The organism is Chlamydiifrater volucris (genome assembly GCF_902806995.1).
Classification (GTDB): Bacteria; Chlamydiota; Chlamydiia; order Chlamydiales; family Chlamydiaceae; genus Chlamydiifrater; species Chlamydiifrater volucris.
In genome coordinates this window covers 391,305-409,003 of record NZ_LR777654.1, presented here as the reverse complement: position 1 = coordinate 409,003, position 17,699 = coordinate 391,305, and the positions used below count along the sequence as shown (strand labels likewise).

General features: G+C 39.2%; 7 protein-coding genes. 1 reads left to right on the top strand and 6 read right to left on the bottom strand.

Features of this window, described 5'->3' with window-relative positions; all coding sequences use genetic code 11:
* The first annotated feature begins 156 nt into the window (after nucleotides 1–156).
* Nucleotides 157–1,494, top strand: a complete 1,338-nt coding sequence (locus tag KJA62_RS01705; protein ID WP_213318316.1) for a sodium:solute symporter family protein — start codon at nucleotides 157–159, stop codon at nucleotides 1,492–1,494.
* 129 nt (nucleotides 1,495–1,623) lie between these two features.
* On the opposite strand, the gene KJA62_RS01700 is transcribed toward KJA62_RS01705, so the two are convergent.
* From KJA62_RS01700 to KJA62_RS01675, 6 genes are all read right to left on the bottom strand, one after another.
* A complete protein-coding gene (locus tag KJA62_RS01700; RefSeq protein WP_213318315.1) occupies nucleotides 1,624–11,499 on the bottom strand; it encodes a LifA/Efa1-related large cytotoxin in 9,876 nt (3,291 codons plus the stop codon).
* 92 nt (nucleotides 11,500–11,591) lie between these two features.
* Nucleotides 11,592–11,792: a hypothetical protein gene (locus tag KJA62_RS01695; protein WP_213318314.1), complete on the bottom strand. Its 201-nt coding sequence runs from the start codon at nucleotides 11,790–11,792 to the stop codon at nucleotides 11,592–11,594.
* Nucleotides 11,793–12,567: 775 nt separating this feature from the next.
* On the bottom strand, nucleotides 12,568–14,166 hold the full coding sequence (locus tag KJA62_RS01690; protein ID WP_213318313.1) for a DUF1389 domain-containing protein: 1,599 nt from the start codon (nucleotides 14,164–14,166) through the stop codon (nucleotides 12,568–12,570).
* 968 nt (nucleotides 14,167–15,134) lie between these two features.
* Complete coding sequence (locus KJA62_RS01685) at nucleotides 15,135–15,509, bottom strand: hypothetical protein (RefSeq protein WP_213318312.1); 375 nt, start codon at nucleotides 15,507–15,509, stop codon at nucleotides 15,135–15,137.
* Between the two features lie 205 nt (nucleotides 15,510–15,714).
* Nucleotides 15,715–17,145 (bottom strand): DUF1389 domain-containing protein, encoded by a 1,431-nt coding sequence (locus KJA62_RS01680; RefSeq protein WP_213318311.1) that lies wholly within the window; start codon nucleotides 17,143–17,145, stop codon nucleotides 15,715–15,717.
* Nucleotides 17,146–17,268: 123 nt separating this feature from the next.
* Nucleotides 17,269–17,673: a hypothetical protein gene (locus tag KJA62_RS01675; protein ID WP_213318310.1), complete on the bottom strand. Its 405-nt coding sequence runs from the start codon at nucleotides 17,671–17,673 to the stop codon at nucleotides 17,269–17,271.
* Nucleotides 17,674–17,699 lie beyond the last annotated feature (26 nt).

Sequence of the window (17,699 nt, the reverse complement as noted above, 5' to 3'; positions counted from 1 at the left end):
TTTCAGAAAACCCTAAACCAAAGACGAAAATTAAATAATTTGAAAAATGATAATAAAAGGTTTTATTTATACATTTTATTTACAAAATCTAGAAAAAACTTTCGTTTTATAAAAATTATACTTAGAATTTCTTGGCAAAAAACAAGGACTACTCCTATGAACGTCGCTTTGTTTCTATCCAGTTTACTAATTCTTCAAGGAGTATGTTTGCTGGTTGCTCGAGGAAGTAGCTCCTTTCAGAATCATCAAAAATTCTTCCTTGCAAATCGGAATGTTGGATGGTTTCCCCTCACTATGACCTTTCTAGCCACCCAGATTGGTGGTGGCTCACTTATTGGTCTATCTGAGGAAGCCTATCAACATGGATGCTCGGCTATATTCTTGGCATTGGGAACGGTCATTGGCTTCTTTATTTTGGGTGTTGGTCCAGGAAGAAAGTTAGCAGCAAGCTCTTATAACTCTATACTGGACGTTTTTAGCGATTATTATGCCTCACCAAACCTAAGACGTATCGCCTTCCTACTTTCTGTGGGATCCTTGTTTTGTATACTTTCGGCACAGTTAATAGCTTTATATAAGCTCTGTTCCACAGTACCCTATGGTTCTTGGCTAGTCCTGACCCTGTGGATTATGCTCGCTTGGTATACTGCTCAAGGAGGACTACAGGCTGTCATCAAAACTGACGTCATCCAAGTATTATTCATTATGACAGCAATCTCTTATGTATGTGCAAAACTCGCCTCTTCTCCCACTACTGCCATAGTTACTCCCTTGCATGATGCTGCCCCTCTCCCCAAAAGCAGCTTGATTTCAGGATTGTTTGTGCCCCTTATTTTCATGTTTATCGAACAAGATATGATGCAGCGCTGTTTAGCTGCAAGATCCAAGAAAATCTTGAGTATTTCTACAATTCTTGCCGGCATATTACTTGCCGGCTTTCAGCTAATCCCTATTTGGATGGGCATCACTGCAAGAGCGATGACATCCACCTCCAATGGCGGCAGTGCAATTCTTGAAATGACTCAACAAGTATGTGGAGGAAAAACGTCCGCTATCCTTTGCTCCGTAATCGTTGTGGCTATCCTTTCCACTGCAGATTCTCTTATCAATTCTATATCTCAATTACTGAACTCAGATATACCCCTATTGAGAAAAAAACCGAAACTAAGTAGTTTTCTGCTTCCCATAGCAGCATTCTTATTTATTCCATTTCAACAGAGCGTTTTCCGCTGTATACTAATAGGTTACGGATTATCTGTCTGTTGCCTATCCGTGCCTGTGCTATCATGCTTTTTAGGGTACAAGGCCTCCAAAACTGCCGCTTTTGCCGCTGTTTTAACGGGAGGAACTGTGTATTTTCTCTCTTTACTGGGATACGTCTACGGCTCAGAAATCACTGCCTGGGGAGGATCTCTCTTGGTTTTTTTCTTAATAGAAGGAATAAGGAAAATCTTACCTACACCTCAGCTAGAAATAAAGTCTTCGGAGAAATAATTGTTTCGCAAAAAATCTAAACTATTTGTTAGCCAAAAAACCATCAGGAATCACGCTACCCGTAACAAATCTGATGCTTCCTATTCTCTAATTGTCAGTAAAATGTAAAAATCCCACAGCCTGTCATTTTTAGCTCTTATCCTTCTCTTCTTTAGAAACTATTTCTGCAACAATAAAAATATTCCTATTACTGTACTGAGAATTATCGACGCGTCTTACAACCATGGTAGCGTTGGTTTTTAGACTACACCGCAATGCGCCTGGAGTTTGGGTTGACAATTCAACGTCATCGATCACTTTATCTAATCCCATCACTCTATAATGTATTAAAAAGCCAGAGCGCTCTTGTTGTCTTGTGAACATCACTCCCTGGGATGTGATCAAGGACATTTCAGTATTTGCTAATAGCGTTAATCGCGTATTCTCTTTAACTTCTTTTTGAACCCAAGTTGAGGATACTTGAGAATAATAACCAACACCTTCACTTAACATATCTTTTGAAACTTTCCACTCTTGTTTTTCCTCGCATAAGTGCAAAGCCTCTGCTAATAGATAGTTGTCATATGTTCTTGCCTCTGCAGATTGATTAAATCGATCTCGTAGATCACCTGCATACAAATCTAAGAAAGAGTGATACTTTCGACCTTCAACAAGATCAAGATGCACCACTTGGTTTTTTTTTGAATGCACATCAGCTTCTATTGAAACGACGCTGGCCTGTCGAGAGAATCCTCTCATCCAGTTCATATCATCAAACCGAATCCTTTGGACAGATGGCCCAAAAAAAGTAATTCCGGACCTAGAGATCGTCTCACTGTTCAAAACGGTAAGTAAATTCCTTTCTAGTATCATCATTTTTTGAAATTCCCGCCACTTACATTTATAATTCGGGAACTTTATAAGGAGAGCTTCTGTCCCAACCGATCCAAACCGGTTTATACGGGTTAGAAATAAGTTTCCGGATACTGGGTCCAGGTACAACGAAGCACCCCGTACCGCCAAGCCAGGTAACTCGTACTTTTTGATAGAAGTATCCACTGGCAACCAGTTGAAATCATTTTTTGAAGTATTAGTAGTGTTGGGATTAATCGTATACGAAAAAATATTTGTATTTGGGAAACGTAATGTGTTTTGCGGAAACTCCAATTGGTATGGAACATTTTTGTGTCGTTGTAAACTTGTGACATGATGAGTTTCTAGGAACTCACTTACTAAAATTGCTAAATTCAATCTCTCAGACCCCAATGTCAAATCTAAGTGGTCGCGATATTTTGTATTAATTAATGGGACATGCTCGTTCAAATTCTTGTAAGAATCTCGGTTTTCCCCTATTGACATATTAAAGAATTCTTTAAACTTTAAGATAACACTACCTACTCCGCGGCCTCCACGAATATAAAAAAAAGTTGCTATTAAATCTTGTTCATAAATTTTTACCAAACCCTGAGCATACATTAGCTGCCTGCTAAGGGCGTCTGTCTCATCATTGATACGATAACGACGAAAATCTCCAAGTGTTAGAGAAGTATAATACACATTAATTTGACTACACGCCCCCCATTGATCTTTCGATATCAAGGACATTGGCTGTTTTTTCGCCTCAATTATCGATGGTTTTATCGTACTATAAAACACTATATTTTCGGATTTTCGGCCTCTTTGGAAGGATAGATACTTGATATTGCGAGGAGGAACGATGATTTCAAATATTTTAGAAGGCTTTGTGGTGGTCCATCTCAAATTTTCCATGCTTCCTGTAAATGTTCCCGAATACATGTTTCCCTTAATTTGAACCTCTGTCTCCTCCTTATTTTCTATGCCTAAGATATGGACGAGACTATTGTTTTCTTTTTCTGGCTCAAGTAAAGTAACTGTATCATCTAAATTTCCAACACTTTCTATTCTGTCCGCTGCTAACATACTACGTCTGTACAGAGATTGTGTTGATCCCCGATTTTGATTCAAAATGTCGTACCATTTCCCCAAATTTCCATGAACTCTGTCCGTAACTTCTATAAATGTTGATCTAGGCACTTCACCGGGCCACGTTAGCGTCAAAGGAATTCTGTATCTAGGAGAAGAAATGGTTAATTCCATGGTATTATTTGAATCCGAGGGCAATCTACCTTCTATAGAACTTATCACTAAGGAATAAAAATCAAGAATCGCCCCAATCGATACACTTCCTTTTAACTGAATCGTAATATTCCTAGATTCAATACCCGGCAGTGATTTTATGATGTAACCACACCCCTCTTCTCCTGCAACAACTACATCATATTGGGAACTAGTACGAACGGAGATTTGCGCATACGGCTTAGGATAGTAGATAAACTTTTGATCTTCAAAATCAAATACAATTGAACTATCTTTTCTGACTATGGTAAACGTTTTATTAAAAGGAAGCTCCGAACGCCTTAGAGTTTCCAAGATGTCTTCAGGGTATCCAGCTTCCTCCGGGTGTGCTTGCTGCCATTTTAAGTGGTTGCAATTGGTAATGCCAAAGACTAATGCTTCTTCTTGGGTTTTCATTGCTCGCAATTCAATTCCATCGTCCAAACTGACCACTACGTTATCCACCCATTTCTCATAATCTTCTGTTGAGGAATCCCACGGATACCCCATATATAACCCTGAGACGAAAGGATTGGGTTTCGGTTTTTTAGACAATATAAGTAACAGCAGAGCCATAGGAATATAATGTTTTTCAAACGGCGGTTTAGCCACAATGTCGAAAACAGTTTGGTGGAGTGTAATGCTATGTTGAACAGAATTATCTTCCAAAAAAATCATAATACAGCCTGAAATGTCCGGTACGTCATATCGACAGCTACCCGATCCGGAGTAGATGGTTGCCCCCATAGGGCTTAAGAAGAACGTTGTGTCGTGGTTTCCACTTAAGTAATCGTGCTCCGATGCAGATCCAACAATCGTATTGAAATTACTCTGTCGAACTTTCAAAATCTTGGTGATTTTGTATTCGTTCTTTCCAACCCTTTCGACCAGGCGTATTTCTTGGTATTCCTTCTCTTTAAGATTGAATGCAGCGTAGTACGGTGCTGGTATGGCTCGAAATGAAATGGTGTTGTTAGCTCTTGGATCTCCTTCTAAATCATAAATGCCAGCCCCTCCAACTTGAACAATTACTCCCCCTGATCCCCCCTTAACAATTATTTTGTAATCTTTGTACAATTTTGCTTGTTCTACACGTCTTCGTAGATCATCCCGAGCATCCTCATCTTCTGTAGCACCTTCATCCTCTGCGGTGTTCTCGTCCTGAGTATTTCTTTCTTTTTTAGAATCTCCATCCAGAAGACGTACTGGCAATACGGTAAGAGGCTCATCTCCTGCTATAATCGTGGTTTGTTGTGAAATAGCTGTCAAGGGAGGTTTATAATATAACGAGTCTGTCTCCATAACAGCCTCTCTCCATGCTACTTGATTGGAAAGATAGATTACTTCGGTAACAGCCTCATATTGAATACCATACCCCACAATAACTGTATGGTAATTCCCTGGAGGTATAGATGGAATATTTTGGGGCCAACGACTATTGGCATGCCCTTTTGCTAATGCTCTTTCTGGAGATATGCTATAGGCATAACTTAACTTTTCACGAACTTGCCTATCTGATAAACCTGGCTGGTGGCCAATCCACCGGTTAGCGTTATAAGAATGCTTCCCTGTGAGCAATGGTGAATTGTTTCTTAAATCCAGACAAACATCCCCTAGAACACCATTACCAGACAAATCGATAATCCCTCTTTCAGGAAAGCTAACAACAATATTTTTGCTACCCTGTTCTAAAAAATCTTTATACCTTAGCCAAGCTTCATGACGTGATTCATGATATGCCACATTTTGTGCAATTGCTGCTGCCCCCATCCCAATTGCTGCAACAGGACCTGCTGCCAGCATAAGGGACGGTGCAACCGTAGCCGACAACGTGAGAGCGAGAGATATAGCATCAAAAGCAACTTGCACCCTTGCTGCCATCTGCTCACTATGAGATGTCTCTCGTGTAAGAACTTCTATACTGCTGTAAAGGTTCCAAACACCGGCCACTGCTTCAAGAATGGGAAGTTCTAAAACTTTTGCTGCTCCTAATAAGGCCCTCCCCGTACTCCCTCCTATTTTACGTGCTGCTGTGTGCAACCTAGACGCTAAGACACTTTCTAAACTTAAAGTATTTACTCCAGAATCTGTCAGAAATTTTTTCCCCATCACCTGAATGGCAGACCCCAGCGTCAACTCAGACATAGCTTTAACATCCAAAGCTAAGTTGAATTGTGCCAGAGCATCGGTAGATTGCCCTTGTTCTACCATACGAGCATATTGGACCAGAGAGACCACAGACATTCCCAAGTCTAAATCCAAGACCCCAGTGCTAGACAATTCGTTGAGCATTCTGCCAACACGCTTAAATGAAACAGCTAGACCTTCTCCATCAAACGTGATTGTCTTTGTTTGTTTATCAGAAATTTCTATTTCCATCGTTAGCAAGTCATCATCACTAATACTTGCACTTTTAATCTTTGCCTGGTCTTTATCAGATACAGATATTGATCTCAGTTTATTTGATATAAGCTTTAGCATGGCCTGTAATGAAGATTTCATTTTAGCCATTCTGCGTTTTGACGTTTGTACGAGAGATACAACTTCATTTGGAGTATCTACGATAGCTCTTCCCTCAACTGGTTTTGTTCCAGACTCAAGACCGTAAGTTTTTAAGATAGTGCGAATTAAACTTGATGTATCTGAGTCCAACACGTTTTTAGAAAGATAGTCATTTAACACATCCCCATGAATTTTTAAGCGAGACAGATCCTCTTTCGTAGTAGTTTCCGATACTCTCTTATGATCAACGATTCCTCCAATTTGGTAAAGGACACGCCACGATGTTTTAATTTGGTTGATCGTAACACTGCCTTTTTCTGTTATTCTCTCTAGCGTAGTAGATTGATGTTGAGAAGTTAACCCCAAATCAGTCCCAGCAAACAACGTATTTTCAAATTTATGGCCATTTGGGGTATGTATTTTTATTTGTTCTCTGACGGATATATAATCAGAAAATCCATAACGTCTTTTTATTTCATAGGATTCTTCTACTATTCCAACCACAAAATAGAAAACTTGTTCAACGGACGTGAAGTCAATATGACCAAAATTTGGATCTGTAAGTCTGTAAATATTGTCGCCTAACTTTTGCAAAACCACAGAGTGACTTGGTGTGGTAATAAGGACACTTTTTACTAACTTTTCCTCAAATTGTTTTTTTAATGTAAAAAGACCCCAAGATTCAGTAGAAAAGACTTCCTTATGCGATAGAAACTTATTTCCTCGAAGTTGTAACCAATCAATTAGTGTAGTACTTCTATCTACCAAATCTTGATCAGATCCTGATAACAATAAACCGTCTCTCTTATTTTCTTGGTACAGAGCTGAAACAGTCATTAAGTTATTTTGTATCAATTTATAAGATTCTATATCTTCAGCTAACATGTACATCATAGATAATCCCATGCAACGACCCTGTGCTTCGAATAGAAAAGTTTGTGGATGAGTTTCTATTAATTTGCTCCCTAGACGCACAGCCAAATCTGACCAGTGTTCTACGTGCGTATCAAAAAACTCTCTCCATGATGATGCCGTGTATTTCGCTCCTTCCACAACGGACGTTACCGAGGGAATTTCACGAGGAGTAAAGAATACATTTTCATTTAATCCAACTCCACGATAATCGTAGGGGTTAACTGCTGGAGATTCTGTGATAGCCGTTACTCGGGGACGATTTAAACTTTGATCCACACTAGTAATTTGATCGATTCCAGGAAATGCGCCGGAAAGCAAGGAACCTGTTGCTTCTGCTAGAAAGAATTGATTTGTTAGTATCCTGTGGACCTCTGTCAAAGAACAGTAATATCTGCTAGCAGCGTACTGTAGAAGAGCTTGAATGCCTTCCCTATTAATAAAGCAAGCTGAATCCTTATCTCGAAGAATAGTCTGAGCGGTTTCCTCGGTTAAGCTTCCTTCATGAATTTCTCTATGAATTTCGTAAAGCGCTTCTAGATAACGCTCCATAGTATATCCTGCGGGATTAAATATTCCGGGCGCTAAGTTTACCACTACTTGTTCTGTTTCTCTCCCATGTTCTATTCCATATCGTCTACCAAGAGCGGTGACGCTATTATCAGAAGGAGGAACGAGTAATTGCTGAGGAGTGTATGGTGAAAGCATTTCCCCTAACATCTCCAGACCGGCGGCTTCCAAACTCTCATAAATTTGCTTTCTTTCTTTTCCATTCTTTTCTGAAGCCAATAAATCGTACACAAGCGACATAGCCTCATTCATCTTGTCATAGTCATCTTCAAGTTTTGATTTCACTACATCTACTAGCAATCTAGAGGGAGCTGGGAACACAGGATGCGTCGACAAAATGCCGGAAACTCCAGAGTTTGCCAGAATTAATTGGCCAAGTGTTTGAAAATCCTGAAAAGCATATCCGTTTTTTTGGATTTTTTCGAATAGAGGATGCCCAGCCAGATAAACATCCAAATCGCGAACAACGACACGATTATTACCTTCAAAATTCTTCATAAAATCCTGCATCTTAGATACAGGGTTTGCTACGCGTCGTTCGTATATTTTATTACAAATTTCTTCGTACCAAGAATTCTGCTTTTTTTGATCTTGTTTAGTTAGGCTGTTGTCTTTCGACAAGTTTTTCGCAAAAATCAAAACTTTCTTTTTGAAATCACTATCTGATAAACTCAAGTATGACGTTAGTAATTTTTCATGGTACTTGTATAGGTACCCAGAGTCGATATTATATTCAATTTCATTGATTTTGTTTTGTAATCTCGGGTTTTCTGCGATCTGAGTTGAAATTTCCAAAAATTTATCGACTTCTTGGGAAGATAATAAATCAAAGCTTTCTTTAGCTTTAAGTTCGCTATACGCCGTTAGAAGATCTATCTCCTTGAGGGAAGGAACTGTTTCATCCACAGAATCAATAAAATTAGATATTGCTAGTATTCTTTCAGATACAGAGAGCATATCTTTTAAGAACAGCACCTTGTTTCCTAGAGAGCTAGTCCATAAATTGATTGTGGTTTGCAGATCGGCTTTTAGGTATAATTTAACTGCTTTGCTTAAATCGCTTTCGAAATTACTACGCGCATCAAGTACAAAACTGACGCTATTAGATACCGGAAATTGCGTAGATCTTACTAACTCTGCCAGTTGTAATTGCAAAGAAAACACGGCCTCTTGGGCTATTTTATCATCAGACATTTGTCGTTTAGCAAGTGTTAATGCTACGTCTAGCTCCGAAATCTCTCCAATATCAAACGATGGACCTGCGATAATCTTGTTAAAACGTTGTAACAAATCTTCAGGACACACAGATTTTGCGCTATCAGACCACGATTCCGTAAACTCTTTTATGTTTACCTTAGTTTTAGATACGAATTTCAGAGGTTTGGTATTAATTTTGACAGGATCTGAAAATAACAAATCCCCAGCATCACGACTTTTGATTCCACACCAAGTGCTCTCATCCGCTGGGGTTACATCATTTGCTCCTACCGTTAAGGGATTAAGCCAATCAAAAGTAATAGATTCTACTCCCCGTTCCTGCTTAGCTCCTTCTTTCGGCTTTTCCCTATATGCTCCCAGGAAAACGTTTTTCCCAAGTTTTCTACCTCCATTTTCTAAAAAATCCTTTCCTATAGGCCCTTGTTCTCGGAAAAATTTTTTCATTGTTCGCATAATTAAATCAGGACCCGAAATACCTAGAGTACTAACAGCTCCTGGAGTAATTGAATCTTGACGAAAATTGTAAAACAGCGATCCTCCAAGATAATCTTTAACCAACTCACCTCCTATTACTGCCATTGCATCAAATTCTGAAAGCTCTTGCAAACTATCAAAAAATTCTCGACTAACAACATTTTGTCTTAAAGTTTTCTGATGTTCATAGGCTTGTTGTTGCGCCCGAATAACTGCTTCAACAGTGGAACTCCCTTTGTGAGACATCATCAATCCATTTAATCCTCGAACATTCCACCCCGTCGACCACTTATGATAACGTTGTAAAATTGGCATAGTGTCACGAATAATACTTGAGTCCATTCTTTCAAAAAAAGACTTCCCGTCATGAGCTTGGGCAAACGACTTTAAGTTATCAATGAGTGTAGAAAGTTTTTGTTGATTTTCTTCTGAAATTTTAGATAAATCCACTTCTTGAGCAATATCTTGTAAAGAAAGAGACTGCGAGTTTTCATTAACGAGCTTGAGCGTGATGCCGGATATAGCTCTCCGTATTGAGAGATCTTCAAAAAAACTATCCCCACCAACATCGTAAATTTGCTTGTTAATAGCTGAAGAATATGCTGGCATCATATCCAGATCCGTGTAGATTCCACCATGTTCAAGCAACATATACATTCTAGTCTGATCTGTTGCTGCAGCGTAATTCCAGCGTAGCAACATCTCCATGTTATAGTTGTATTGATTAATCCTATTGCTCATAGCATCTAGTTCTTTGATATCCTTGATGAAAACCCTCGTCTTTTTTAAATCCGCATTCACTGTATCAACTAACTTTTGAATTTTTCTCTTATTGTTTTCTATAAGCTTTCTGTACTCTGATATCTCCTCTTTAGGAAGACTCATCTCTTTAGTAAGAAACTCTATACGTGTTTCATCAGAGATAGAATTTAATCCTTTAAGAAGACAAAAATTAAAAAAATGGTCTTGTTGTACAACTGTCTCCTTTAGTAAGAGAGCATTGAAGGTATTTTTGATACTTTTGTTTAAAGCTTCATAAGATTCTCTCATTGCTTGGATATCTTTTAGATACTGCTTCTGAAGTTTTGGGTTTTGCGTATTATCGTACTCCTTTCGCAAATCATTGTACTGCTTGATAAATTGTTGATGCGATTCAGGTATACTCTCCTTAAGTTTTGAGATAGCTACATCGAAGGCATTTTTTTTCATGATAGAAGAGAATTTTGCAGCTCCATATGCAGAATCATCCACCCAAAGATAAAACTTGAAATCATCGTAAGCCTGTAAGAATGTTTTGATATAGGCTTCCGTTCCTTCTGGTGGAGAGCCAGCAACCCAAATTCCATGAACTAGCTTTTCCACGGGCACCCGGTGGGATTTGTATTCAGCCTTGATCATTGACATGACTTCAAAAGACTTATGAGTATCTGACAATTTAAGTTTCGTTTGAATTTGTTCTAAAAACTCCGATTGCTTAACCAATAAACTTTGCCCAGTTCTGGAATTTTTATTGTTTCTGAGAGAGTTATAGCGATTTATTGCTTTCTTCAAATTGTTAATGGCTTTTGGACAACTATCGATTTGTGTCGGGGTTAAACCTAATTTTACAATAATGTTTTCATCGGTGAGATCATATTTAATCACCTCTACTTTGTTTTCGGCGTCTACTGTACGCTTTTTTCTAGAAAACTGTTTTTTTGGCGTTTTTTTTGCTTTACTAACACTTGACCTGCTGTGTTTTGAAGTGGAAGCCAATAAAGTTGAGGTTGTCGGAAAAGCTACATTGTCCCGTGTCGAATTTGCATATTTAGTCACAGACGAAGCTTTCGTTTTTTCCGCATGTGGTCGGAAAGTAAATTGAGTAGGACGGGTAGGACGAACAGGTTGTACCGTCGCAGAAAATAGATGTGCTAAAAGCCGGGATGTATTGAACAAGAGAGATGTTTTCCAGTTCCCTGTATGACGAGCTGGAGTTACTTCGGTTACAACTTGTTCTGGATTTCGTTGTTCCAAAGTTTTGTTAATACTTTCTTGAATTAATTCTCCAATTTTAACAACGTCTTCAGTAGTATTGTCTTGGTTGACTAAAGTGTTGTAAAGGGTTATGTCATTGTCAATGTTAGTGGGGGATGTAGAGAAGTTTTGAGAGTGTAGCAGGGTTTCATTATGATGTCGAGGAGGGCGTGATGGATTGATTTTGTCAGGAAAGCTCATGCAGTAAATAAATTGTTTTTCCGATTATAGTGTTCTCTTTTTAAGAATTCAATGGATTCTTAAGGTGTTGGGGTTTTGTGTTCATAAAATCTCTAGTCTTCTAAGATTAAAAAAGTGTTCTCAGGATAGTTTTCAGATCGGTTTCTGTCTGGATTGCGTGTGTGGTTTACAGAAGTATAGGTGTCATGGTTAGCTGCTACTTGAAGTGTGTCCAAAGCTTTGAGGGGTTGTTCTGCGCAGTTGCAGACGGAGGCGTATAGCTCTGGCCGCTCTGGGGAAGCGATTTTGGACAAAGCCCCCTAGCGATCATCTTCTTGCTTGAAGGATAGTAGAACTTGCATAGGGCATGTTGCAGCGTCAAATCATTGGAGGCTCTACAAATAGATAACAAAGGTGGATACAAAATCCATTTTCTCTCTAATCCGTTTTGAAAATGCGTTGAGAAAAGCATCGAAAACTGAATTTCTCACAAGTGATTTGGAGACGTTGTTTTTAATTTGCTGTTGTAGGGCGTCCTCGGCATAGGCCACCTTAATAATATGCAACTCTTTCATTCACAACGTAGTCCGGGTTTTGTCTAGATTGCGTCTTGAGGACGCTAGGAAGTTGCGCTCCCTCCACACAGATCTGCCAATCTGTCTAAAAAGGGCTCCCACGTTGCTTCTTGAGAAGTTTTAGAGATTATGAGAAACCTTCGGTATCAGTTTTCCACATATTCTAATCGGAGTTGCTGACCTCGAAGCTCACACACCTTTCTAGCATCGTTCCTAAAACTCCTCTATACTTACAAGGTTGCAAAACCCTCTTAGAATTCTAGACATTAAGTCTTTTCTTATTCCTACTTCAAATAAGAAAGCACTGATCCCTTTTTGCATCTCCTTGACGCAACCTTGAAAACCATCTCATTTTCAGGGTACAACTTCTACAAATTCTGGATAAAAGAAATACTCCAACACCTATATTACGACTAAGAATCCAGTACCTTTTTGAATGAAGCATTATCTGAATAACATCCTAAGACTTAAAAAGAAATTTATCGCAAGAGACATAAAGAATTAATCACCAATATTAGACATCATTCTTTCTTATCCTTTCCCTTTTGTATACAGACCGATTCCAATTTATCCAAGGAAGGACCCTAGCTTGCTCTCTAGAAGTCCTTTTTAAAACAGAACAATTAGAGCAAAGGGAGGCACTGTCATACAAACGAAGACTAGTATACCAAGATTGATCGTTGCAACTTTGAATCTTGATCTCTCGCCCTTCTAATTGACTGAGGAAAGTCTCTACGCTTTCTTCCTTCCCATCCTCAAGCCATTTTAGCAAAACATTGAGCTCTGACCAAGTGATCCCTCTAATAGAGCGAGAAGGTCGTCGAAACGACAATTCTTCTTCAGAAAACATTGAAGAAAACCTAGGGTGAAATAAACTGTCTCCGATAGACAACATTAAATCTGCTAAAAGATTCTTTCCACAAACGTTAGAAGCCCTTTCTAGTAATTGTAGTTGATCGAACTTCAACATCGATAGAAAATACAGTCCAGAAAATCCTATTCCGTGCTCACAAAGAAGGCAAACATCCTCTCTAGACAGCTCTATACTTCCAGGAGAGATTCCCCATCGACCTCCTTTCCTTCCCACGTATTCATCAAATACCCGCATAAAAAATCCTACCATTTCTTCAAACATCTCTTTGTTCATGAAATGGTAATGCACCATCATGGATTCGTAGATACCCCTATAACGAGCAGCTGCCAGAGAAAAAAGCCAATACTTCTTCGAGAAAAAAGTGTCTCTTCGAAAGGCAAGCCCTAATCTAGAAACACTGTAGGCAGCAACTGCAGATAAAGAAAAATCTTTTTTAAACTTGAAAAATTTTTTAATTCTCCATAAAGAAAAATCAGAAAAGCTTTCTTCTACAAAGTTTGAAAATAAAAACAGCGGACAATTTTGAAGACAAAAAGCCCGAAATAAAAAGCTTAAGTTCCCAAAATCTACTTTCAATCTTGCAAAACTCCTTAACCACTTTATTCCGTATGAAGTAACTTTTTTAAATAAGTTTGGGGATAATCTTTCCTTTAATTCCTCTTCATCAAGGTGCAAGACAGGTAGTGCATTAAGAAGTTCTAGAGTTTCCTCAAATGTTAGGTTCTCTTTTCTGACAAAATGTTTAACAGTTTCTGAAGATATTCTGTTCTCAACGATTTCTTCTAAAAATCCTGGAGAAACAGTCTGAAAGTTGTTCATCTCTTTCATAGACCTTTCCACTGGGCCCATATCCTCAAGCATCAAATGATCAAAAAGTTGAATTTTTGATACAGATTCCTCTCGAAGACGACTGTCCTCTTGCCTCTCAACCCCTTCTTCAGAAGATAGTCCTTTCCGAATTGGAGTGTCCAAAAGGAGAGAATGCTCCCTGCTAACCTTGAGATCTCTGAATATTAAATAAGACAAAATAAGAAAGATCGCAGAGATTGCTACGCTAGCAAAAAAGCCAACGATACTAGAAGACGGCACTCCAAAACATAAAACACAAGAGACGGACAAAACAAATGCTGCTGCTAAAACTTCCAACACAAACAACACAATGTTGCTAATCTTCAATACATTAGAACATCCCCCTAATTTATCACCCCCAAACACCGAATAAAAACTGCAAAACTTCATTATCCCTCGCATACCAACCCCCGAATAATGTAGAAACTTGGCAAAGACTCAAAAGAAAATTCAACTGTGGGTGCAAAGACTAAGCCCCAGAGTCGACTCTGGGAACTATCTTTTCGCTAAAAAAAATAGAATAGTGACACAGTGGAAGAGATTTTCCAAAATATCCCAATCTCCTTCGTTGGAGATAAACGAGCAAAACACAGGTATAAGACCTCCTTCTACGGATAAAAAATGTATACGGATAAAAAATGTAGAAAAGTTATCCTCCGAAAAAAAAACGAAACTGACCCCGGAGTCACTTCTTTTTCCAGATCACTCCCCAACTCAATCGTCTCAATAAATAGATTCTTATGGTACTTAAGCAGGCTTTGTTAGTTCTTTCCTGCCTATCCATGGACCTGTTTTCCTGGCTACCAAAGGAAGAACGCTGGCATGCCTTCTAGATGTTCTTTTTCAAAATAGAATAAGGCTTCCGAAATAAAATATTGTCGTATGATTAATTTCGAGCATACAAAGACTGACTTTCATGTTTAACCCTTCACCCAGTTGATCAAGTAGAAACTTCCAATCCCTTCTTATTTTACCTATCAAGATAAAGCAGGCGCTCTTCCCAAGCAATTTCCTCCAACAAACTAGGAACAAGATTTTGGAAATAATTCTTCTTTGGAAAACACCGAAAACCGGCTGCGATTCAAAATTCCCATTGCCTCGGAAGATGGAAACTGTTTGTTACTAAAAGACAACATCTTCAGACGCTCTCTTTTCGAAAATTGGTTAATTGCTCGTGGCGTTCAAGCGGTATGTATTTAGCTTAGGAAAAACTTCCATCTTCTCACCACCTACTCACTCCTTCGCACAACACAATAAAAACTAAAGACAAATCTCCTGAATAAAAACCCCACCTAAGATCCATTGTGCAAGAGAAAAACATCTCCATGAAGTTCTTCATACTCGCTTCAAACAACTCTTTATTCCCAGAAAGAGCCTGGTTCCAGTAAATCCCCTAGTTCCTGAAGTTTCAGAGATATAACTCCAACTCCCAACAATTCCTTCTCCATCCGCCTAGATTTCAAAAAAGCACGAGATTGAGAGCAAATCAAAATTACTGCTGTAATAAAACCCATAATCCCCAAGAAAATCACATTAGAAAGAGAAAAATCCATGAATACTGCACAACATGCGGATAGAACTAATACAGTCGAAAGAACCGCCAGGGATACATACTTGATATGTTTCCCCATTTTCATAACCCTGTAGGAAGTTTCTGATATCCCGGTATCTCTTAGTTCTTTCGGAACTGCGGAGGACCCCCTGCAGGGAAAAGCTAGCCACCCTATCACCATATAGTTAACCTTGATTAAAGATGTTCACCATCAACCTAACTAAAGGAGAACCTTAAAAAAATCCAAAAAGTAGGGACCCTAACTTTATGCTTCTGCTATTACGCGAAGCAGCTCTAACTTGAAACAACCAGCTCTACCAGGCGGACACATCCGACAAGCATCCAAAGCTCTAGCAACTCCACGCACCCGCCTTAACTCTTGCCACTTAACTTGCGTCCAAAACCCTATTAGTTACATACCAACTATCCGAAATTTCTTCGATCTCGATCAACAAACCACTAAGCTCACTTAACATTCTAGAAAAGGCTTTATCATCATCCAGATTTTCTAAGATCTCTTCCTCCGTTAAACACATGACAGAGGAGGCAAAATACTTGTATACAGTGTAGGGATAAAAACAGGAGAAACTTTCAGAATTTACGTCATGCAAGCAATCTCCAAACGACCTTAACCATTTCGCTAATAAGTTGCTGCCGTTATGGTCAGTAAGTCGAGAGAAGAAGTCCAACCTTTCTTTACTTAATTCGGACAAGCTGAGAAAGGCTTCTGGAGAAATCTTATGTTCACAAAGTACCTGAAATTCTTTGAATGTTGGAACATCAATCTGAAGATCTTTGTTTTCTTCAATGAACTTCTGGAATACTTCCTGACACTGTTGGACTTTTGATAAGAATTCTTCCTTGAAGCCGCAACCATAGTCTTCTACCATTTTCTCATACTCTTCCTTTGTAACAACTTTCGAAAGCACCCACCACTTTAAAGAGAAAATAGTGGAACTCGATTCTAAAAGTCCAAGCCTAGACACACAGTATGCGGAAGAGCTCTTCAGAGACATGGGAACCCTCTTTTGGAAAACAGCCCTGTAACCGCTTAACCAATGACCCTTATGGCATTTACTCAAAAACTCAGACAACCAAACCAGCGGGCATCTTTCTTTAAGAAGATTTTCCAATGTATCTGAGTAAGCAGCAAGATTCTCATCTTTGGAAAGCCATGGCCTAGACAGCAATGGCCAAAAGCTAAGGATTTTTTCACTAAGTTGAGGAGAAAACGTCTTTTTCACATTACTAGAAAAACGAGCGAGCCCTTCCTCTACCGAAGATTGAGAAAAGTCTTCTTCGGAGAGAAAGAATTCTTTCACACCGGAACTACTGATTTTTGATAAAAACTCCCTGATTTCCAATAAAGAAAGATTTTCTTCAGTAAGGAATTTATTCAAATTCTCAGAATAATGGGCCGCCAAAACATTTTTAAAACCACGAGAGAACTCTCGAAAGCACTCCAACTGCCTATGAACTAATCTCTCTTCTTTCTTTTCTTCAGGTTTTTCTTCCAAAAAGACGTCGTAAACTTCATCTTGAGCTTTAAAAAGAGTAATAGCTCCTGCAACAAGCATCACAGCAAAGAAAGCCACCGAAGCAACATTTAACCATCCCAAACAGGCCCCAACCATTAATAGAACTCCAGAAACCACCATGATGTTAGTAACCAGAGCTATTATAGACCGACTCACTATGGACGATCGACTTACTTTTAACCACTCTGGTAACGAAGAGGAAGCACTCTGCTCCCCATTAGTGGTTTTTTGAGGCAACCTGGTGGATCCACCGGCAGAAAGAGTGTTGGCGCTGCTCATAGACAAACTTCTCCTTTTCCATAGCAACAGCTATTTTCATTATTCAAAAGCACCCATCTTTAACCCTCACCGAGAAAAAGGCCTCAAGGACCTCTCCCTCGAATGAAAAAGATCGCAAAACATTTAAGAAACGGAAGAATTTTCTATGCTAGAACTCCCTGCCACAGAATTCTGTGCTACAGAACTCTCTCCGGTAGGATTTTCTATAGGACTAGAACTACTCTCTTTTTTAACTTGGTACACCAGTCTCTGAGATCCCAAGAGAACCAAAGCTCCTAGAACAAGCGTTACGGCCATTGCTGTTACGAGAGCAATATTCAACCATCCCAAACAAAGCCCCGCTATAAGGCAAGCAGCAGACACGGCCATAATTCCCGCCGTTAAGAACAGCATTTTCCGGCTGATCATAACCAAATGACTTAGCTGCAAGTCTCTTACTGTTTGAAGATCGTAATTAGACGTTGCCCCCCCCGTCATGGCCACAGAAGCTTCCTGAGTTGACCCGGGGTTTGTATTGACAGTGCTCATAATAATCCCTCTCTTCTAGCTGTCTT